Source organism: Mesorhizobium sp. M1334, assembly GCF_040317995.1.
GTDB lineage: Bacteria > Pseudomonadota > Alphaproteobacteria > Rhizobiales > Rhizobiaceae > Mesorhizobium.
This window is the reverse complement of the sequence record NZ_JAMYLM010000004.1, coordinates 269,540-287,877: the sequence shown is the minus strand read 5'-3', so window position 1 is coordinate 287,877 and position 18,338 is coordinate 269,540. Positions and strand designations below refer to the sequence as shown.

At 61.4% G+C, this 18,338-nt stretch carries 23 protein-coding genes; 14 read left to right on the top strand and 9 right to left on the bottom strand.

All coding sequences use genetic code 11. The features are described from left to right. The first annotated feature begins 15 nt into the window (after positions 1-15). Positions 16-831: a 2'-5' RNA ligase family protein gene (locus NKH17_RS11065; protein WP_352895898.1), complete on the top strand. Its 816-nt coding sequence runs from the start codon at positions 16-18 to the stop codon at positions 829-831. Between the two features lie 114 nt (positions 832-945). Further along, positions 946-1,299 (top strand): SnoaL-like domain-containing protein, encoded by a 354-nt coding sequence (locus tag NKH17_RS11060; RefSeq protein ID WP_352895895.1) that lies wholly within the window; start codon positions 946-948, stop codon positions 1,297-1,299. A 93-nt stretch (positions 1,300-1,392) separates the two neighbouring features. On the opposite strand, the gene NKH17_RS11055 is transcribed toward NKH17_RS11060, so the two are convergent. Beyond that, entirely contained in the window at positions 1,393-1,872 is a 480-nt protein-coding gene (locus NKH17_RS11055; RefSeq protein ID WP_352505457.1) for an SRPBCC family protein, read from the bottom strand. A gap of 2 nt (positions 1,873-1,874) precedes the next feature. After that, entirely contained in the window at positions 1,875-2,225 is a 351-nt protein-coding gene (locus tag NKH17_RS11050; protein WP_254820403.1) for an ArsR/SmtB family transcription factor, read from the bottom strand. 173 nt (positions 2,226-2,398) lie between these two features. On the opposite strand from NKH17_RS11050, the gene NKH17_RS11045 reads away from it, so the two are divergent. Then, positions 2,399-2,752, top strand: coding sequence for an ArsC family reductase (locus NKH17_RS11045; protein WP_352801413.1), 354 nt, complete (start codon positions 2,399-2,401; stop codon positions 2,750-2,752). A gap of 61 nt (positions 2,753-2,813) precedes the next feature. Here NKH17_RS11045 and NKH17_RS11040 read toward each other — a convergent pair whose 3' ends face one another. From NKH17_RS11040 to NKH17_RS11030, 3 genes are all read right to left on the bottom strand, one after another. Continuing rightward, positions 2,814-3,179, bottom strand: coding sequence for a DUF488 domain-containing protein (locus tag NKH17_RS11040; RefSeq protein WP_352895891.1), 366 nt, complete (start codon positions 3,177-3,179; stop codon positions 2,814-2,816). A 39-nt stretch (positions 3,180-3,218) separates the two neighbouring features. Beyond that, positions 3,219-4,475, bottom strand: coding sequence for an aminopeptidase (locus NKH17_RS11035; RefSeq protein WP_352895888.1), 1,257 nt, complete (start codon positions 4,473-4,475; stop codon positions 3,219-3,221). Between the two features lie 81 nt (positions 4,476-4,556). After that, positions 4,557-5,471, bottom strand: a complete 915-nt coding sequence (locus NKH17_RS11030; RefSeq protein ID WP_502910590.1) for a LysR substrate-binding domain-containing protein — start codon at positions 5,469-5,471, stop codon at positions 4,557-4,559. A gap of 97 nt (positions 5,472-5,568) precedes the next feature. Here NKH17_RS11030 and NKH17_RS11025 point away from each other — a divergent pair, with 97 nt between their 5' ends. From NKH17_RS11025 to sbmA, 3 genes are all read left to right on the top strand, one after another. Beyond that, positions 5,569-5,787 (top strand): hypothetical protein, encoded by a 219-nt coding sequence (locus NKH17_RS11025; protein ID WP_352895885.1) that lies wholly within the window; start codon positions 5,569-5,571, stop codon positions 5,785-5,787. 105 nt (positions 5,788-5,892) lie between these two features. Next, complete coding sequence (locus tag NKH17_RS11020; protein WP_352895882.1) at positions 5,893-7,047, top strand: YbfB/YjiJ family MFS transporter; 1,155 nt, start codon at positions 5,893-5,895, stop codon at positions 7,045-7,047. 119 nt (positions 7,048-7,166) lie between these two features. Further along, positions 7,167-8,444, top strand: coding sequence for a peptide antibiotic transporter SbmA (sbmA, locus tag NKH17_RS11015; protein WP_352895879.1), 1,278 nt, complete (start codon positions 7,167-7,169; stop codon positions 8,442-8,444). A gap of 22 nt (positions 8,445-8,466) precedes the next feature. On the opposite strand, the gene NKH17_RS11010 is transcribed toward sbmA, so the two are convergent. Further along, entirely contained in the window at positions 8,467-9,459 is a 993-nt protein-coding gene (locus NKH17_RS11010; RefSeq protein WP_352896046.1) for a polysaccharide deacetylase family protein, read from the bottom strand. Positions 9,460-9,664: 205 nt separating this feature from the next. On the opposite strand from NKH17_RS11010, the gene NKH17_RS11005 reads away from it, so the two are divergent. Together NKH17_RS11005 and der are read left to right on the top strand one after the other, a co-directional pair. Continuing rightward, positions 9,665-10,330 carry a tetratricopeptide repeat protein gene (locus NKH17_RS11005; RefSeq protein WP_352895876.1) on the top strand — a complete coding sequence of 222 codons (666 nt, stop codon included), beginning with the start codon at positions 9,665-9,667 and terminating at the stop codon, positions 10,328-10,330. A gap of 6 nt (positions 10,331-10,336) precedes the next feature. After that, a complete protein-coding gene (der, locus tag NKH17_RS11000; protein ID WP_352895873.1) occupies positions 10,337-11,770 on the top strand; it encodes a ribosome biogenesis GTPase Der in 1,434 nt (477 codons plus the stop codon). A 14-nt stretch (positions 11,771-11,784) separates the two neighbouring features. Here the strand turns inward: der and NKH17_RS10995 are convergent, their stop codons facing one another. Beyond that, complete coding sequence (locus tag NKH17_RS10995; protein ID WP_352895870.1) at positions 11,785-11,958, bottom strand: hypothetical protein; 174 nt, start codon at positions 11,956-11,958, stop codon at positions 11,785-11,787. 42 nt (positions 11,959-12,000) lie between these two features. Further along, positions 12,001-12,756, bottom strand: coding sequence for an SDR family NAD(P)-dependent oxidoreductase (locus NKH17_RS10990; protein WP_352895868.1), 756 nt, complete (start codon positions 12,754-12,756; stop codon positions 12,001-12,003). A gap of 188 nt (positions 12,757-12,944) precedes the next feature. On the opposite strand from NKH17_RS10990, the gene NKH17_RS10985 reads away from it, so the two are divergent. From NKH17_RS10985 to NKH17_RS10960, 6 genes are all read left to right on the top strand, one after another. Further along, a complete protein-coding gene (locus NKH17_RS10985; protein ID WP_352476623.1) occupies positions 12,945-13,517 on the top strand; it encodes a L,D-transpeptidase in 573 nt (190 codons plus the stop codon). A gap of 198 nt (positions 13,518-13,715) precedes the next feature. Continuing rightward, positions 13,716-13,850, top strand: a complete 135-nt coding sequence (locus NKH17_RS10980; RefSeq protein WP_254820414.1) for an ABC transporter — start codon at positions 13,716-13,718, stop codon at positions 13,848-13,850. A gap of 147 nt (positions 13,851-13,997) precedes the next feature. Further along, positions 13,998-14,570, top strand: a complete 573-nt coding sequence (locus NKH17_RS10975; protein WP_352896043.1) for a hypothetical protein — start codon at positions 13,998-14,000, stop codon at positions 14,568-14,570. A gap of 200 nt (positions 14,571-14,770) precedes the next feature. Beyond that, on the top strand, positions 14,771-15,358 hold the full coding sequence (locus tag NKH17_RS10970) for a protein-S-isoprenylcysteine O-methyltransferase (protein WP_254820426.1): 588 nt from the start codon (positions 14,771-14,773) through the stop codon (positions 15,356-15,358). A 10-nt stretch (positions 15,359-15,368) separates the two neighbouring features. After that, entirely contained in the window at positions 15,369-16,148 is a 780-nt protein-coding gene (locus NKH17_RS10965; protein WP_352645516.1) for a hypothetical protein, read from the top strand. Beyond that, entirely contained in the window at positions 16,145-17,035 is an 891-nt protein-coding gene (locus tag NKH17_RS10960; protein ID WP_352895864.1) for an SDR family NAD(P)-dependent oxidoreductase, read from the top strand. The genes NKH17_RS10965 and NKH17_RS10960 overlap by 4 nt, the downstream gene beginning before the upstream one ends. Before the next feature lie 367 nt (positions 17,036-17,402). Here NKH17_RS10960 and NKH17_RS10955 read toward each other — a convergent pair whose 3' ends face one another. Beyond that, positions 17,403-18,320, bottom strand: a complete 918-nt coding sequence (locus tag NKH17_RS10955) for a LysR substrate-binding domain-containing protein (protein ID WP_352895861.1) — start codon at positions 18,318-18,320, stop codon at positions 17,403-17,405. Between the last annotated feature and the right edge of the window lie 18 nt (positions 18,321-18,338).

Here is an 18,338-nt window from a genome sequence, read left to right as displayed (position 1 = left end):
TTCCAGAAAACCGGAGTGTTCCCACATTATCGGCAACGGGGCGCAGACTTCGAATTCCTGCTCGGCAGGGCTTCCTCGACCGCTGAAATCGCGGGTGTTGGCGCGGAAAGCATTCAGCGCCCGTTGCGTTTCGATTTGACGAGTTCTCTGTCTGTTCTAAATTTCTCGGTCGGATACAATTTGCCGGACGAGAGATCAATTATGAGTGGGCAACCTGCATTCGTCGAACAACGGCCAGACCTTTTTCCGATGGGAGGGGACCAAGCGACGTTTCGACGACCGCATATTCTTGCCATGTTGGCTGAGAGCGCGGTCGCTGGTCCCTTGGCGCGAAAGGCTATCGCCTTGAATCGAGAGTTAAGGCTGCAAGGCTGGTTTGTTCCGGAGAACCACATCCATATCTCGCTCGTCGGCCTCGGTGACCATGATGGGTATCCGGAAAAGCTGGTTGAAATCGCTCGGCATATCGGCTCGATGATCGTTGCAAAACCGTTCGATATTTCTTTCGATCGCCTGACGGCTTTTGGTGGTGGTTCGCTGGTTCTGCGCAACGGTGACAGCAATCCAGCGCTCCAAGAATTCTGGCGCAATCTCACCGCTCTGATTTCCGACAGCCCGCTAAAGCTCTTTCTCACGAAGTCCATTGAACCGCATGTTACGCTGCTTCGTGACGAAGTCCGTGTCCCCAGGATTCGCGAACGGTCGATTGATCCAATTGGCTGGACAGTCCGGGATTTTGTGCTGATCCACAGTGTAATCGGCAAGGGGATTTACCGCGAGCGCGCACGTTGGCAATTGAACGGCCAAGACGATGCCTTGGCCGGGATGTAGAGCCCCCCAAGATATTCATCATCCTGACATGGCATGTCAGCTGTCTCGGGATTGACGATGGCAGGCCAGCACGCGACCCGCTACTTCCAATGCGTCTTAACAGGAGGAACCCCCATGACGATCACGGAAATTGCCAAGGATTTCACCGAGCTCCTCAAGCAGGGCGATCACCAAGGTGCTGCTGAGAAGTACAATGCCGATGACGTCGCCAGCTACGAAGCCATGGAAGGGCCGATGGCCGTCTCCCGTGGCAAGGAAGCTCTGAAGCAAAAGAACCAGTGGTGGCAAGAGAACAACGAAATGCATGGCGGCTCGGTCGAGGGCCCATATGTCAACGGCGACCAGTTCGCAGTGCGCTTCAAGTTTGACATAACGCCCAAAGCTACCGGCGAACGTGCCACCATAGATGAGGTTGGTCTGTACACGGTCAAGAACGGCAAGATCACCGAAGAGCGGTTCTACTATTGAGGCCGGAAATACCACCGGCTTCCGGGAGCCGCCCTGCAAGGTTGAACAATAAGCATGGCGGCCGGGAGGATGACCTGGCCGTCTTCGAGAAGCTCAGATCGTTTTGACATAGCCCGCCAACTGATCCGCCACCGTGCCCCAGCCGTCGTAGAAGCCCATCTCCTCGTGGCTGTTACGCGTGGCTTCGTCGCGGTGGATGGCGGTCGCGGTGTAGCGCGTCGCCTCGCCCCGCGATTGCAGCGATATGACGGCTGTAATGAATGGGTCGCCTGACGGCCGGTAGCCTGGCAGCAGCGCATCGGTCCACACCAGCCGCTCGTCCTGGACGATCTCGAGGTAGCAGCAACGCCTGTCGTTGACCTCCTTGCCGTCGGGCGACTGCATGCGGGTGCGGAACAGGCCGCCGGGCCGCAGGTCGATCTCGCAATCGGTGATGATCCACGGCTTCGGCGTGAACCATTGGCGGACATGCTCGGGCTTCGTCAAGGCCATCCACAGCAGTTCGCGCGGCGCCTCGATCGACCGTTCGAGCACGAGGTCGAGCTTCGGATCGGGTTGGAACAACGGAGCCATGTTCATCTGTCTTTCTCCTTGAGTTTCAGCACGTAGTCGTCGAACTGGTCGAGACGGCGCTCCCACAGCGCCCGCTGCTCGGCCAGCCAGTTTTCCGCGAGCTTCAGCGGCTCCGGCGCGAGCCGGTAGGTCCTGACGCGGCCTGCCTTCTCCGAATGCACCAGCCCGCAGCCTTCCAAAACCCTGAGATGCTCGATGAAGGATGGCAGGGCCATCTCGAACGGCTGGGCAAGCTCGCTGACCGAGGCGGGGCTTCGGTTCAGTCGCTCGACCACGCGTCGGCGGGTCGGATCGGCGAGCGCCCGGAAAATGCCGTCGACGGGCGGGGGGCTTTCGGTCTGCAGGCTCGTCATAGTCGTTTCCTTGCCTCGGCCATTCCGCGTGACCAGAGTTGGCTTAGAAACACTTAGGGAAATTCCTTACTATTGGCAAGGGCGAAAATCATGGATGCCCGGCAAGGCCGCTGGAAAACTGAGAGGTGCGGTTTTAGGGTGCCGTCAGATTCGACCGGTCCGAGGATCCGTTTTTGACGATCACCATGTATGGCATCACCAATTGCGACACGATCAAGAAGGCCCGTTCCTGGCTGGCGAGCCATGATGTTGCCTATCGCTTTCATGACTACAGAGTCGACGGGCTGGATGCGGATCGGCTGAACGGCTGGTCAGGCAAAGTCGGTTGGGAAATTCTGCTCAACAAGGCGAGCACGACGTTTCGCGAACTGTCGGAGGAGGACAGGATGGGCCTGGATGAAAGGAAGGCCAAGGCGCTGATGCTGGCAAAGCCGACGATGATCAAGCGTCCGGTGCTGGAACTTGGCGATCGCATACTGGTTGGCTTCAAGCCTGATGTTTATCAAGAGGCGATCGGTAGGAAGTAGAACCGACCGACCGCGATCCGTCGCGCCCCCCTCTGTCCTGCCGGCATGAATATCGATCGTATCAGACGCTTGTGGTTTTCCCATGCAAATAGCTCGCCAGCGCGACCGCATTATTATGGGCCTCGTCATGCGCGCCGTAGAGCAGCGTCACCTTGCCCTCACGCAGCAAGGCGCGCAGTTCCGCCACCGCCTCGCCGTTCCGGTCGAGCTCATCGCTGTATCGCCGCTGGAACTCCACCCAGCGCGCCGGCTCATGGCCAAACCATTTGCGCAACGCGTCGCTTGGAGCGATGTCCCTCAGCCATAGCGTCAGCGCCGCGTCCTGCTTGGCGATGCCGCGCGGCCATATGCGATCCACCAGCACCCGCTGCCCGTCATCGGGCGCCGGCGGCTCATAGATGCGCTTGACCGCGAGTTCCATTGCCAACCCCGCATGCGTCACAGGCGCGGCTGCGTGCTGGTGCTCTTAAACCCACTCGCCCTTGCGCATCACCGGCACGCGGCTGCTGTCCTTGTGGACGCCGTCTATATCGATCTTATCCGAGCCGATCATCCAGTCGATGTGGATGAAACTCTTGTTGCCGCCGCGCGCCGCAATCTCGTCCTGGCTGAGCGAGGCGCCGTCGACGAAGCACTTCGAGTAGCACTGGCCAAGCGCGATGTGGCAGGCGGCGTTCTCGTCGAACAGCGTGTTGAAAAACAGCAGCCCGCTTTTGGCGATCGGCGAGGAGTGCGGCACCAGCGCCACCTCGCCGAGACGGCGCGAGCCTTCGTCGGTATCGAGCACCTTCTGCAGCACATCCTCACCCTTCGAGGCTTTTGCCTCGACGATGCGCCCCGCCTCGAAACGCACCGCAATGCCGTCGATCAGCGTGCCCTGGTAGGACAGAGGCTTTGTACTCGTGACATGACCTTCGACGCGCCTTGCATGCGGCGTGGTGAAAACCTCTTCGGTCGGGATGTTGGGGTTGCAGGTGATGCCGTTCTTGGCGGTCGAGGCGCCGCCCATCCACTCGTGGCCGTCGGCCAGCCCGACGGTCAGGTCGGTGCCGGGACCAGTGAAATGCAGCGCGTGGAAATTGTGGCCGTTCAGCCATTCGGTGCGGCTCTTCAACGCCCCATTGTGCGCCGTCCAGTTGCCGATCGGGTCTTCGACGTCCACCCGCGAGGCGGCAAAGATGGCATCGGCGAGCTTGGCCACGGCGACGTCTTCGGCATCGTCCGGGAAAACCTGCTTGGCCCACGCCTGATCGGGATAGGCCACAATGTTCCAGTTGATGTCGAAGCCGGTGATCTTCTCAAGCGCCGGCTGATAGGCCATCGAATTCGCCTTGTTGGCACGCGCCACCTTTGCCGGGTCCTGAGAAGAAAGCAGCGAGGGATCCTCGCCGCGCACGGCAAGCCTCGCCGCATTGTTGGCGAAGGCTTTTGCCATGCCTTCATAGAGCCAGCCGGCGGCGCGGTCGAAACCGGCGTCGGCGCCGTAGCGGAAGCGCGCGAGAGTGATCTCGTCGTCGTTGAAGATCGGCGTCACCAGGCCGGCACCTGCCTTGTAGGCGTGCTCGACGATCCGCCGCGTTAGAGGCAGCGCGGCGATAGACGAGGTCAGCACCAGATCCTGACCCGGCTGCAATTGCAGCCCGACCTTGACGGCGACCTCCGCCAGCCTGTCGAGCTTCACCGGGTCGATGGTTGCGGAAACGCCGCGCGAATGTGTGGTCATGATCCTGCCTGCCGTGATTGGGGACTGTGTCTTACATAGACCGGCGCTACCGACCTTTCCACTCCGATCACGCCGGCAGGTCTAGCTGACGCTCTCGAGCGACCTGAACTGCGCCATCGTCGCCTCGATCTCTTCGCGCACCCAGATCTTGAAATCCCTGACCTTGCGGCTTTCGCCCTTGCTGGCCGAAGTCACCAGCCAATAGCCGAGCCCGCTCTGGGCGCGTATGCCGAACGGCGCAACGAGACGGTCGTCGGCCAGCGCGTCGGCGGCCAGCAACTGCCAGCCGAGCATGACGCCGTGACCGGCAATCGCCGATTCCAGGCACAGCATCGGATCTGTGAAGCGCGCGCCTTTCATGAAGGTGACCGGCTCCACCCCGGCCGCTTCGAACCAGCTCTTCCAACTGATCATCGACCTTTCGTCGGTGATCGCCCAGGTCAAAGCAAGGTCCTCGATCGCTTTCAGCTTGCTGGCGATCACCGGTGCACAGACCGGAAACACCTCTTGCGCCAGCAGCAATTCGGCCCGCCCGCCCGGCCATTTGCCGTCGCCGAGCCGGATGGCGACGTCGATGTCCGAACGATCGAGATCGGCAAGCCGCACCGAGGCATCGATCCGCAGGAGCACGTTCGGATGCCGGGCAAAATGCCGCGACAGCCGCGGCAGCAGCCATTTCGAGGCGAACGCCGGCGCCACCGAAACCACCAGCGTGCACTCCGAGCTTTCATCGGCAAGCGCCACCGCCTGTGCGAGTTCGCGAAACCCGGCGCTGAGCCGCGCGGTAAAGACGGTGCCGAATTCGGTCGCCACCAGGCCAGCTGGCGTCCGGTCGAACAGCGCCCGGCCGAGCTGCTTTTCTGTCCGGTTGATCTGCTGGCTGACGGCGCTGACCGAGACGTTGAGCTCGCTGGCCGCCGCCGCAAGCGAGCCCAGGCGGGCAACGGTTTCCACGGCGCGCAAGCCGTTGAGATGGACGCGGTTCAAAGTAGCCATACAGTTTTTCTAAACTCGAACGGCTGAAATCTCAATTGCCAGACACTGCAGGATGCCGGATTCTAAGTGGGTTACGCAGAGTGAGGAGGCAAATCCGATGAAGATTTTGTCATGGCTCGGAGCCTTTTCCCCGATCGGAACGCAGCCACACCGTCATGTCAGCGAGGCCACCAGCTGGGTGACCGATCCGCTGTCGCATCCGCTGCTCGACACCATGTCGGAGCGCGAACTCGCCGACATGCCGTTCAGGCTGACCGCGCGTCGTACCCGCTACGAGACGGCCTTGACGAGGACCTGCTGCGGCAGAGTCTCCTGAACGAAGCACCTCAGGCGAGCCAGCCGCCGACGCGGCTGCGCAACCCCTTCTGGCTCAACAAAAGGCGGATTGTCTCGCGAGCAGGCGCACTTATTGTGCACCGCGATGAACATCGCTTCGCCCTTGCGCCTGGCAATCGCCGGCATGATCGCCCTGGCCGTCGCCATGGGCATCGGCCGCTTCGTTTATACGCCGATCCTGCCTGGCATGATGGACGAGCTCGGCCTGTCGCCGGCTGATGCCGGCTGGATCGCATCTGCCAATTATCTCGGCTACCTCGTCGGCGCGCTTGCCGCCACCGGCGGCTGGGCGCAAGGCCGCGAGCGCCAGCTGATGCTGGCCGGCCTTGCCGCCACTGCGATACTCGCCGGGCTGATGGGCCTGACCGGCACGATGGCCGCCTTCCTCCTCATCCGCTTCCTTGCCGGCCTCGCCAGTGCGTTCGTGCTGGTCTTCATGACCAGCATCGTTTTCGGTCATCTCGTCGCGACGGGGCGAAACGACCTGCAGGCGCTGTATTTCGGCGGTGTCGGTCTCGGCATCGCGACGTCCTCGGCGCTGTTGGCGCTCCTCGTTACCGAACATGCCGGCTGGGCGGCGGGCTGGCTGTGGTCCGCGGCGATTTCGGCCTGCGGCTTTGCCGCCGTCGCCTTGCTGGCCGGCGGCACCTCGGCCGCGAACAGCATCACCGGGAGCGAGCCGGCATTGCCGAAGCACCGGTCGCTGGTGAAGATCATCGTCGCCTACGGCCTGTTCGGCTTCGGCTACATCGTCACGGCAACCTTCCTGGTCGCCATTGTCCGGCAAGGCGGCGGCGGCCGGGTCTTCGAGGCCGTGGTTTGGATGGTCACCGGCCTTGCCGGTTTCCCCTCGGTCTGGCTGTGGCAGAAGCTTACGGCCAGGATCGGGCTTTACGCCACCTATGCCCTGGGGTGTCTGGTCGAGGTGGTCGGGGTCAGCGCCAGTGTCGTCATGGACGGACGCACCGGGCCGCTGCTCGGCGGCCTTCTCGTCGGCGGCACCTTCATCGCCATCACCGCGCTTGGCCTGCAGGCCGGCAGGCAGCTTGCCCCGCAAGCACCACGCCGGATGCTGGCGGTGATGACGGCCGCCTTCGGCCTTGGCCAGATCGTCGGCCCGATCGTCGCAGGGCTGCTTGCGCAGGCTTCAGGTAACTTTTTCCTTGCCTCGATCGTGGCCGCCGCCGTCCTGCTGACCTCGGGTGCGATCGCCTGGTCGGCTGCGCCAAAATCGCCATGATTATGGTCTTGCTCGACGACGGGCATTGGGTAGCGGGCATTTTCTTTCCCACTAATGTGTGACTTTATGCCCGCTGACCAACGCCGCTGATTTGCGCATCGAGCGAGGATTTCGTCACAGTGTTTGTATCCTTCTTCCCGCAGCCGAAGCTCTTTTTTATCTCGGCCGCCCTGTGGAGTGCGGTCATGGTGGCCGTATGGTTTCTTGGTGGCGACCAGCTGGGGGCCTTGATCGGATTGCCGCCCCTCGCAGCGGACGCGGCGCCCATCATCGGCGTTTCCGTCTTCTGGTCGCCTCCATTCATTTGGTTCTACATCTACTTTACACTTGGCGTGCTGCTCTTTTACGCCTTCTGGCATTGGTACTCCCCGCACCCGTGGGATCGCTGGTCAATCCTGGGTTCTTCGCTGATCTTGTTCACGACCTATTTTCAGGTGCAGGTGAGTGTCGCAATTAATGCCTGGTACGGGCCATTCTGGGACCTTATTCAGGGCATTGTCAGCAAAAGTGTGAAGGCCACTGAGAATGATGTTTATGCGCAGTTAATAACTTTCCTCGGCATCGCTCTGGTGGCTGTTACTGTATACGTTCTGACAAACTTCTTTGTGAGCCATTGGGTGTTTCGGTGGCGTACAGCGATGAACGACTACTACATGTCTTACTGGCCTAGGCTGCGCTATATCGAGGGAGCTTCCCAGCGCGTACAGGAAGACACGATGCGGTTCTCCAAGATCATGGAAGATCTTGGAACCAGCTTCATCGACTCGATCATGACCTTGATAGCCTTCATGCCGATTTTGCTAGCCTACTCAAAGCACATCACCGTGTTGCCGTTCGTCGGTCAGGTGCCGCAGCCGCTGGTTATAGCTGCGATCTTCTGGGCGATTTTTGGCACCGTGTGTATTGCCAGCGCTGGCATAAAGCTCCCTGGCTTACAATTCCGCAACCAGCGCGTCGAAGCCGCCTACCGCAAAGAACTTGTTTACGGTGAGGATGATTCGTCCCGGGCGCAGCCGCCAACCGTTTCCGAGTTGTTCGGAAACGTGCGCCGCAATTACTTCCGACTCTATTTCCACTACGTGTATTTCAATGTGGTCCGTTATCTGTATTTGCAATTAAATAACATATTTGCTCTTTTCCTGATGACTCCGTCGATGGTCGCCGGAGCTTTGACGTTGGGTCTTATAAACCAGGTAAATTCGGCGTTCAGCCAGGTGACAACCTCGTTCCAGTACCTTGTCAATTCCTGGTCAACAATCGTCGAGCTCTTGTCAGTTCACAAGCGCCTGCGCGCTTTCGAAGCCACAATCAAGGGCGAACCGCTTCCGGACATCGACCAGCATTATCTGGAACGAGAGCAAGCCGGCTTGCGCCCTGAGGACCAGCCGGCAAGCTGATGACGGCGGGCGGCGATGGGCTTCAGCCGCCCACCGCTGCCTGTCTTTCGCCTCGCCGCGAAACATAGTCGCGAAAGCTGATGCACTCGACGTCGGCCTTGACGCAGACCTCGCCGGCAAAGCGTTCCAGCGCGTTCCAGTAGGCGCCGTCATTCATCAACGTGAAGTGAAAGCCGAGCTCCAGCGGAATGCGCTTGCCCTCGTATTGCGCATCGAAGGCGGCGCGAAAGGCGTGGTAGGTCCGGTCGGCGAACGCTTCCGCCATGCTCGGCCGCTCGAAGCCGCCGGAATGCCCGACATAGAGATTGTAATCCATGGCGATCACCCGCCTTGAGCTCGGCCCTTCCGGGATCTGCGGCAGCGAAAAGCGCGTGATGCCGTTGACGGTCGGCGGCTCGACCGGCCCACGCGAAACGCCGCTTGCGTCAAGCAGGAAGCCGGCCGCGGGCAGCGCCTCGTAAAGCGCCCTGTTTGCCGACAGGTAGGGCGCGCGAAACCCGACCACTGCCCTGCCTGCGAAATCGCGCCAACCCTTCGGTTCGGGTGCAATGCCGTTGATCGAATAGGCGTTTTGGAGAATGTGCTTGAACGAGCCGAACTCGCTCAGCCAGTCGGCCTTGCTCCAGTCCTTGCCATCGAAATGACCGCAGCCATGGCTGCCGATGTCGTGGCCTTCCCTGGCGGCGAGGTTGATCTGTTCGAGCCGCTCGGCAACTTCCTGTTTGGAGGCGGCAAAGCCGATATTCGATTTGCCGGCCGTTTTGCCCGGCGCGGTGTATTCCTTGCGTGTCTCGGGTGACAGCAGGAATACGCAGGAGACAAAATAGGTGAAATGCGCACCTGTGCGCGCGGCCAGCGCCCGGCTGCGCTGCCACTGCGAAATGTCGCGGGCGCTGTCGAACGAGATGATGACCGTCTGCTTCGGTTTTGCCGGCGCCGCCGGCGGGTCGGCAAAAGCCGCGCCGGCAGCAAGCGCGGCAATCGAAAACGCAACAACGCGGGACAAACGGGGCAAAGGCATTTGACCAGATCAAGGAATGTAGAAGCACCGCCTACCGGCGAAATATGGCACGGATACGATCGATCTGTGCGGCCGCCGTTGGCGGTGGCTGCCTCGTGAATGGGCGATTTTCCTGCCGAACCCCTTCCATGCCGGCAAAATTTCGCTAAAACGCGGGCTCATCAACCGCCCCGGCCGGGGGCATGAATGGTTTTGATCCATGTCGGACGACAGTTTTATCCGCGAAGTCAACGAAGAGATTCGTCGCGACCAGGCGCATGCGCTGTGGGACCGTTTCGGTCCCGCCTTGCTCGTATTGGCCGTGCTGGTGGTGCTCGGCACTGCCGCTGTCGTTGGCTACCGCTATTGGGACGAGACCCGCGCCAACCGCTCGGGCGATGCTTTTTCGCAGGCGCTCAAGCTCGCCAATGAGGGCAAGAACGACGAGGCGCTTGCCGCTCTGGAGGCGTTGGAGAAGGACGGCTACGGCGCCTATCCGCTTCTCGCCCGTATGCGCGCGGCAACCGTCAAGGCGGACAAGGGCGACGTCGACGCCGCCGTCAAGGATTTCGACGAGGTCGCCGCCGACACCAAGATCCCCTCGGGCATTCGCGACATGGCGCGGCTCAGGGCTGCGCTGCTGCTGGTCGACCACGGCTCTTTCGCCGATGTCTCCAGCCGCGTCGAGTCGCTCACCGCCGAGACTAACACGCTGCGCCATACGGCGCGCGAGGCGCTTGGCCTTGCCGCCTGGAAAGAAGGCAAGGCGGCGGATGCATTGAAGCTGTTCGACCAGATCGCCGCGGACGACGGCGCCCCGCGCAACACGCGCGAGCGGGCGACGTTGATGTCCGAGCTGATCCGCGGCTCGGGCGGTGTATCGTAACAACGGATGACCTTCAAAGTCGCCATCATCGGCCGGCCTAACGTCGGCAAATCGACCCTTTTCAATCGGCTGGTGGGAAGGAAGCTGGCGCTTGTCGACGACACGCCCGGCGTCACCCGCGATCGACGCGTCCATGCCGGAAAGCTCTACGATCTGCATTTTGACGTGATCGACACCGCCGGCTTCGAAGATGCTGCTGCTTCGACGCTGCCCGGCCGCATGCGCGCCCAGACCGAGATCGCTATCCGCGAAGCCGACCTGATCTTTTTCACGATCGATGCCAAGTCCGGGCTGATGCCCGACGACAAGACCTTCGCCGAGATCGTGCGCAAATCCGGCAAGCCGGTTGTCGTCGTGGCCAACAAGGCCGAGGCGCGGGGCGCCCAGGGCGGCATGCTGGAGGCCTGGGAACTCGGCCTTGGCGAGCCGATCCCGGTCTCGGCCGAACATGGCCAGGGCCTGCCCGATTTGCGCGATGCGGTGATCGCCGCACTGGGCGAGGCGCGCGCCTTCGGCGAGGACGAAGAGGCCGGCGAGGAGGAGATCGCCGCCAGCGAGGTGCTGATCGGCGAAGACATCACCGACCCGGACGCCGAGCCGAGCTATGACGATACCAAGCCGATGCGCATCGCCGTCGTCGGCCGTCCCAACGCCGGCAAGTCGACGCTGATCAACGCGCTGATCGGCGAGGAGCGGCTGCTGACCGGCCCTGAGGCCGGCATCACTCGCGATTCCATCTCGGTCGACTGGGACTGGCATGGCCGCCGGCTAAAACTGTTCGATACCGCCGGTATGCGCCGCAAGGCCAGGATCCACGAAAAGCTCGAGGTGATGTCGGTGCAGGACGGCTTGCGCGCCATCCGCTTTGCCGAGATCGTCATCATCGTGCTCGATGCTACTATTCCCTTCGAGAAGCAGGATCTGCAGATCGCCGACCTGATTATCCGCGAGGGCCGTGCCCCGGTAATCGCCTTCAACAAATGGGACCTTGTCGATCATCCCCAGGAGCTGCTGGCCGAGCTGCGCGAAAAAACCGAGCGGCTTCTTCCGCAGGCGCGCGGCATGCAGGCGGTGCCGGTGTCAGCCGAGACCGGGCGCGGGCTCGACAAGCTGATGGATGCTGTCATCAGGACGCATCGAGTTTGGAACAGCCGCGTCTCAACCGGCAAGCTCAACCGCTGGCTGGAGGGCATTCTGGCGCATCATCCGCCACCCGCGGTTGCCGGACGCCGGCTGAAGATCAAATATGTCACGCAGGCCAAGACGCGGCCGCCGGGCTTCGTCGTCTCCTGCTCACGGCCGGACGCGATGCCGCAATCCTATGTCCGTTATCTTTCGAACAGCCTGCGCGAGGCTTTCGACATGCCTGGCGTGCCGATCCGCATCGCCTTGCGCACCTCGGACAACCCGTTCGCCAACAGGGCGAAGAAGCGCCGCTGAGCGCCGCTTCTCCTTTACGCCACGTTGCGAAAGACAGGCGTCGATTGCGTCTGCGGCAACGCTTCCAGTGCTGCCTGCAGCAGGATGTCGCCAAGCCGCGCCGCTATCGGGTCGGGCTCGGCCTCCTTGCGATGCAGGAACAGCGCCATCTTGGGCAAGGCGGACAGCCCGGCGATCTCCGGCGTCATCGCCCTGAGGGTGGCCGGCGCGAGTGGGGGCCGCCTCTGCACCTAATGGGCGGTGTAAGCTCCGTCCACCAGATGGTAGCTGCCAGTAATAAAGCTGGCCTGGTCGGACAAGAGGAAGCATACAAGAGCCGCTACCTCTTCCGGTTTCCCGCGCCTGCCCATCGGCTGAAGACCTGCCATGCGCCGGCTGGCTAATGCCTCCATTTGCTCCGATAAAAGAGGCGTTTCGATCCAGCCGGGGCCGACGACATTGATCCGGATGCCCATCCTCGCATATTCAATCGCCGCAACCTTGGTTAATCCAACGACCCCGTGTTTCGCTGCCGTGTAAGCGGACGCAGTTGGCAAGCCGACGGAACCGAGAACGGAGGACATGTTCACGATGGCGCCTCCGCCTCGATCCAGCATCGCGGCGATTTCGTACTTCATGCTGTAGAAAACGCCATTTAGATTGACGTTTATCAGCTTGTGCCAGTTGTCGAGCGGATAGTCTGCCGTTGCTTTTCGAATGCCGTCGATACCTGCATTGTTTACCGCCATATCCAGTCCGCCGCATTTCTGGACAGTGAACTCGATCAGCTTTTGCACGGCTGCCGCATCCGTGACATCTACCGCAAAGTCGTAGGCCCTGCCGCCTTGCGAGCTTATTTCGGCGGCTCTGCAGTGCGCGGCCTCGGCATCAAGGTCGGCGACAACAATCTCGGCTCCTTCTTGCGCGAGTTGCCGTGAAACAGCCGCCCCTATTCCGGAGCCTGCGCCGGTAACAATCGCGACTTTACCATGGAAGCCAGGATTCATCGTCTCTGTCCTATGCCAATTTTGACATAACCGAACAGAGGCAGACGGTTATCGCAAGAAGTTTCGCTCCAATTCGCTTGTCAATCCTGTGAATTCATTTTGCCACCACACAGCGAGACTTGGCGCGCAGGCCTTGGAATGGTAGAGACGAGGGCGGCGGTAGATGACCAGTTTCCTAGCAGGTACAAATGGAAGAACACCACATTGCGCGCCGGGGGCTCGTGCTGGGTAGTCTGGCTCTGATGGTCTCCGGATGTACGTCGATTTCATCCGCGTTCGGACCAAGGCTTGGCCTGAATCCTCGTTACCGACGACAGCACGTGCGGTACGACGGAAACGAGCCGGCCGGAACGATCGTCGTCGATACTTCGCAACGCTTTCTCTATGCCGTCGAGACGGACGGGTGGGCGACGCGCTACGGCGTTGGCGTCGGCGAGCAGGGACTTTCGTTCAAGGGTACAGCGACCGTCGGCCGCAAGGCGGACTGGCCGTCGTGGACACCCACCGCCAGCATGATGCAGCGCAAGCCGCGCCTGGTGAAGTATGCAGGGGGGGTCCCTGGCGGACCAAACAACCCGCTTGGTGCGCGTGCCCTTTATCTCTATCAAGACGGGCGCGACACCCACTTCCGGATACATGGTACAAACGAGCCATGGACGATAGGCACAGCGGTATCGAACGGGTGCATTCGTATGATAAATGACGACGTCATTGACCTCTACGACCGTACTCCTTTGGGCACGACGGTGGTGGTTGTTTGATGGTGGGCAGGCCTGATCTCCGTTGGATGGTGAACCTGCCAGCACGTCACCGCAAGGGTGCCGCCGGCAACTGGGTGCCAACTGTGTCATTTCTGCACTAGGCGTTGGTGTAGATCGCAGCTAACTTGGTGGGGCTGCATATCGTTTTAGTTGTGGCGATTCTATAGGCTATTCCGCCCCCGGGGAAAGGATTGCTTGATGAACAGGATATTGGTTGCAATGGTTGCTGTGCTCGCCGTTGCCAGCCTGAGCGGCTGCGCGAACGACTGGATCGGCAAAGGAAAGGGTAAGGCTCCGGCACCCGCTCCGGTAGAAGAACCAGTGATTAAGTAAGGACCGGCTTGCATGGGGAAGGGTGCCAAGCCCTTCCCCATACATACGCAGCCGGGGCTTTGGCCGGCTTCATAGCGTACGGCGCGGTTGGCGGGCATAGGCCGTTATTAGGTCTGTGCATTGTGAAGTTCGGGAATGGACGCGGCGATGACGCTTGTAAGTAGCCGTCTCTTGCTTGTGGCGTTGGTGGCCCTCCCGGCAGCGGCATGTCAGACGAAAGACCTGCCGCCCCAGCCGAATTTCGTATCTTATGCCGATGGCGGAGCTGCGCCTAAAAAAAACGACGAGCGGTACTTCATCGAGTTCCGCTCCCGCTACGCCCTAAGCTACGGCCACACCTACGCAGTTTTTGGGCGCCTGGACCGGGCCGGGAGAATGATCGATCCCCAAGTCGCGGGCCTTCACCCGGCTTCGAACAGTGCGGTTCCCTATGTTCTGGGCCATATCGTGCCGGTGCCAGCCGAAACCGGGTGGAGCGACGGTGATCTGGAAGAACCATACAGATCCGCAAGCTGGCAAATCATATTGACCCGGGCCGAATACGACAAAGTCGTTGCCTACATCCGCAAGCTGCAGGCGAGCTCGCATGTCTGGCAGGCGACGGTCTTGAACTGCAACGGCTTCGTGGCGGACATCGCTCATTCCATGGGATATAAGACTCCCGCCATTCAGCTCCGGCCGCAACAATTCATAACCGAGCTTCGGGAGATGAATACATAACCAAGATTCGAGGGATGAATGGGACCGAATGCGATCGGTACTGCCCCTCCGGCTTTCGCGTGTGCGGACTAACTCGGAGAGGATCGCTGCGCCTGAAGGTCGGCCGGTGACGAAATCGAGGCGATGGGTGAAGTGGCCATACTCAGGGGCAGCTGCTACAGTCGCGATCGCAGAAAGGGCGCTGGTGACCTGAAGTGACCATTGCTTTAGCCTCACTTGGCGAGATCATATGGGTGATCGGCATCGTCGCTTGGTACGTGATCCGGTATCCCTTCGAGCGCCGGGCAAGGCGCGTGCGAATAGTAGCTGGCGGCCGCTCAAGTTCCGACACCGTCGGGCTTGCATCGGCTCTCCTTGGCCTGGCGATCCTGCCTGGCTTCTATGTCGCCACCGGCATCCCCGCAGCGGCTGATCATCCGGCCAGCGTGTGGTCGGTGGCGCTCGGAACCATCATCTTCTGCTCGGCGCTGTGGATTTTTCGCTTATCCCACAAGGAACTTGGCCGTAATTGGTCGATTACGCTCGAGATTCGCGAACGGCATGAACTGGTCAGCGCCGGGCCATATGCCTTGGTCCGTCACCCTATGTACACCTCCTTCCTGCTTATGGGGCTCGGCCAGCTCTTTCTGCTGCCGAACTGGGTTGCGGGCATATCGGGTTTGGTTGGTTTCGCAGTCCTTTTCCTGCTGAGAGTGGATAAGGAAGAGCGTATGATGCTGGAGAATTTAGGCTCGCAATACCGTGTCTATATGGAAAGGACCAAGCGAATATTCCCTTATCTTTATTAGAGGTCGTTTTATGCGAGGCCGAGCCCTCAAGCTTTCCGCGCCCCGGCGCCTTGTTGGCGACCTGATGAGGTTTTCGATCGGCGTGCCACGGGTCGCGGTGCAGCGTCAGATGAATCTCGGCCCACTCGTAAGGGCTAGAATGGCGCAGCAGACCAGGCCCTCGTGGACCGCGATCTTCCTGAAAGGGTATGCGCTTCTTGCCCTAGAGATCCCGGAGTTGCGGCGCGCCTATGTCAAGTTGCCCTGGCCGCAGCTTTACGAGTATCCGGCAAGCGTAGCCTCGATTGCCCACGAGCGCGAGTATGATGGCGAGCCGGCCGTTCTGCTGAGCTGCATCAAATGCCCGGAGCGCTACTCCATCACGGAACTTGAGCGATCCATCCACGCGGCTCGATCACGGCCGATCCAGGAGGTCCCGGAGTTTCGGCGTGCCTTGCGGATGGCAGGTGCGCCCGCGCCAGTCAGGTGGCTGCTTATGTGGCTAGGGTTGAACATCGCCCGGCAAAGGGCAAATTACTTCGGTACCTTCCAACTGTCCGTCTATTCTGGTCTCGGTGCGGAATCACTCAACCCGCTGACACCACTGACCACCCTTCTAAACTACGGTCCGATCGGCAAAGACGGATCGGTGAATGTCCGCATCCACTACGATCACCGGGTCATGGATGGAGCGAACGTCGCACGAGCACTGGAGAGATTCGAAAAGATTCTGAACGGCACTGTCGCCAATGAAGTGGTGCTGCTCGGTCAAGGTGTTTCCGCTCCTGCAAGACAGAGGAACGCGACGTGATTTCGCACTGTGAATTCCGGCCAGCTATCGTCGTGATTGGCGGCTCGGGCGGAATTGGCCGGGCGATTGCGAGCGTCGCTGCAAGGGAGCGCGGTGCGGTTGTGCTGGTTGCCCGCTCGCCTGAGGGTTTGGCCGCCGCGGCGTCTGAGGTCAGGGAGGCGGGCGGCGAGGCATTCACGCTCGAGTTGGATCTCGTGGCAGGCGATGCGCCAACGCGCCTGGAGGGCTTTCTGTCCGCACACGGCCTGGTCTGTGATGTCCTGGTCAACAGCGCCGGCTATGGCCTGCGGGGCGCGACGACGGCGCTGCCTATTGATGGTCAACTCGGCATCATCGATCTCAACATACATTCCCTCACAGAACTGACCCTCCATTTTCTGCCGGGAATGGTGGCGCGCCGACGGGGCGGGGTGCTCAATCTCAGTTCCGTGGCCGGGTTCGTTCCCGGGCCTTATATGGCTCTGTACTTCGCTAGCAAAGCTTTCGTGCGCTTCTTCTCAGAGGCGCTTCACCAGGAATTGCGCCGAACCGGTGTGACGGTCACATGCGTTGCACCAGGCCCGGTGTCGACGGAGTTTCTCGAAAGGTCAGGCGCCAATCAGACGGTGCTCTTCAACATCTTGCCCAAGGTGGATCCGCAGTATGTGGCCGAACAGGCGTGGCGAGCGTTCAAATCCGGTCGTCGCCTCGTCGTACCGGGAATCTCGGGCAAGTTGGCTGCCCTTGTGGCAGCGCTCCTGCCTTCCGCGGCGCTGCTGCCCCTGGTCGGCCGGCTGCAGCGCGGCGGCAATGATCAATGTCCTTGCGGTTCAGGTATGAAGTTCAAGAAATGCTGCGGTACCCGCCAGATTCAGCTACGCCGGGGCCCTCGGGGAATTATCCCCTGACCGGACCAGCACGTCACCGAAAAACCTCATTGAAACAAGAGACCGCTCGCCGATGACGGGCGTTAAGTAAGCATGTTGGTAGCATAGAGGCGAGGCTTTCGACATGCTCGGCGCGCCGATCCGCATCGCTTGCGCACCTCGGACACCTGTTCGCCGGCCGGGGGAGATTGGCCGTTCCCTCCGCTTTTAGCCAATCTCCGACGCCGAAAGACGGGTGGGACGGCGAAGCTGCTAATCTCCCCCTCGAGCGGCCCTCGAGGGGGAGATATCCGGCAGGACAGAGGGGCGCGCGAGGGATCGCCAGCATTACTGCTTCTTCGACCGACTAAGTTATGGAGCGCCCTGCGGCCCTTTCGGCTCGTCTGCGCTAAGCCGCTTTCCTCAGACCATCCGCGTCGCCACTTCCCGGCAACGCTTCGAGCGCCGCCTGCAGCAGGATGTCGCCAAGCCGCGCCGCTATCGGGTCGGGCTCGGCCTCCTTGCGATGCAGGAACAGCGCCATCTTGGGCAAGGCGGGCAGCCCGGCGATCTCCGGCGTCATCGCCCTGACGCTGGCCGGCAGGCCGATATCGGTGCGGATCGTCAGTCCGAGCCCCGCGGCGACGGCTGCCCAGATGCCGCCAAGGCTCGGGCTGGAGAAGGCCATCCGCCATGCCAGGCCGGCGCGGTCCAGCGTCTCGGTCGCCACGCTGCGCAGCAGGCACGGCGCTTCGAGCGCCACCAGCGGCAACGGCTCGCCATCGCGCAGGCAGGTCTCGATCTGTTTTGCCGGGCCGATCCAGCGCATCTGGACGCCGGCGACATGCCGGCTGTAGGGCAGCGTCGCGCCATTGTGCCAGGCAAGCGCGATATCGAGGCTGCCCGAAATGATCCTTTCGGCAAGCTCATGGCTGCGCGCGATCCTGGCCTCGATCTTGACCTTGGGATGGGCGCGGGCGAAGCGCCCGAGCACCTCCGGCAGCACCGCCTCGCCGAAATCCTCCTGTAGCCCAAGCCGTACCCAACCCTCCAGCTCGACATCATGGATGGCGGACGCGGCCTCGTCATTGAGCTCGATCAGCCGGCGCGCGTAGCCGAGCATGGTCTCGCCCGCGTCCGTCAGCGCCAGGCCACGCCCAGATTTGCGGAAGATCGGCGTCGCCGCCTGCTCCTCCAGTTTCTTCAATTGCGCACTGATTGCCGAGGTCGAGCGGCCAAGCCGGTCGGCGGCCTTGGCGAAGCTGCCCAGCTCCATGCCGGTAACGAAGCTGCGCAGAACGTCGAGATCGAATGTCACACGTCGCATAGCGATAATCCTGATATT

Bases quoted from the DNA above. Each gene is read 5' to 3' on its own strand.
- NKH17_RS11060 (WP_352895895.1), top strand. From the start codon at position 946: ATGACGATCACGGAAATTGCCAAGGATTTCACCGAGCTCCTCAAGCAG.
- NKH17_RS11055 (WP_352505457.1), bottom strand. From the start codon at position 1,872: ATGGCTCCGTTGTTCCAACCCGATCCGAAGCTCGACCTCGTGCTCGAA.
- NKH17_RS11050 (WP_254820403.1), bottom strand. From the start codon at position 2,225: ATGACGAGCCTGCAGACCGAAAGCCCCCCGCCCGTCGACGGCATTTTC.
- NKH17_RS11035 (WP_352895888.1), bottom strand. From the start codon at position 4,475: ATGACCACACATTCGCGCGGCGTTTCCGCAACCATCGACCCGGTGAAG.
- NKH17_RS11030 (WP_502910590.1), bottom strand. From the start codon at position 5,471: ATGGCTACTTTGAACCGCGTCCATCTCAACGGCTTGCGCGCCGTGGAA.
- NKH17_RS11025 (WP_352895885.1), top strand. From the start codon at position 5,569: ATGAAGATTTTGTCATGGCTCGGAGCCTTTTCCCCGATCGGAACGCAG.
- NKH17_RS11020 (WP_352895882.1), top strand. From the start codon at position 5,893: ATGAACATCGCTTCGCCCTTGCGCCTGGCAATCGCCGGCATGATCGCC.
- NKH17_RS11005 (WP_352895876.1), top strand. From the start codon at position 9,665: ATGTCGGACGACAGTTTTATCCGCGAAGTCAACGAAGAGATTCGTCGC.
- der (WP_352895873.1), top strand. From the start codon at position 10,337: ATGACCTTCAAAGTCGCCATCATCGGCCGGCCTAACGTCGGCAAATCG.
- NKH17_RS10995 (WP_352895870.1), bottom strand. From the start codon at position 11,958: ATGACGCCGGAGATCGCCGGGCTGTCCGCCTTGCCCAAGATGGCGCTG.
- NKH17_RS10990 (WP_352895868.1), bottom strand. From the start codon at position 12,756: ATGAATCCTGGCTTCCATGGTAAAGTCGCGATTGTTACCGGCGCAGGC.
- NKH17_RS10985 (WP_352476623.1), top strand. From the start codon at position 12,945: ATGGAAGAACACCACATTGCGCGCCGGGGGCTCGTGCTGGGTAGTCTG.
- NKH17_RS10980 (WP_254820414.1), top strand. From the start codon at position 13,716: ATGAACAGGATATTGGTTGCAATGGTTGCTGTGCTCGCCGTTGCCAGC.
- NKH17_RS10975 (WP_352896043.1), top strand. From the start codon at position 13,998: ATGACGCTTGTAAGTAGCCGTCTCTTGCTTGTGGCGTTGGTGGCCCTC.
- NKH17_RS10965 (WP_352645516.1), top strand. From the start codon at position 15,369: ATGCGAGGCCGAGCCCTCAAGCTTTCCGCGCCCCGGCGCCTTGTTGGC.
- NKH17_RS10955 (WP_352895861.1), bottom strand. From the start codon at position 18,320: ATGCGACGTGTGACATTCGATCTCGACGTTCTGCGCAGCTTCGTTACC.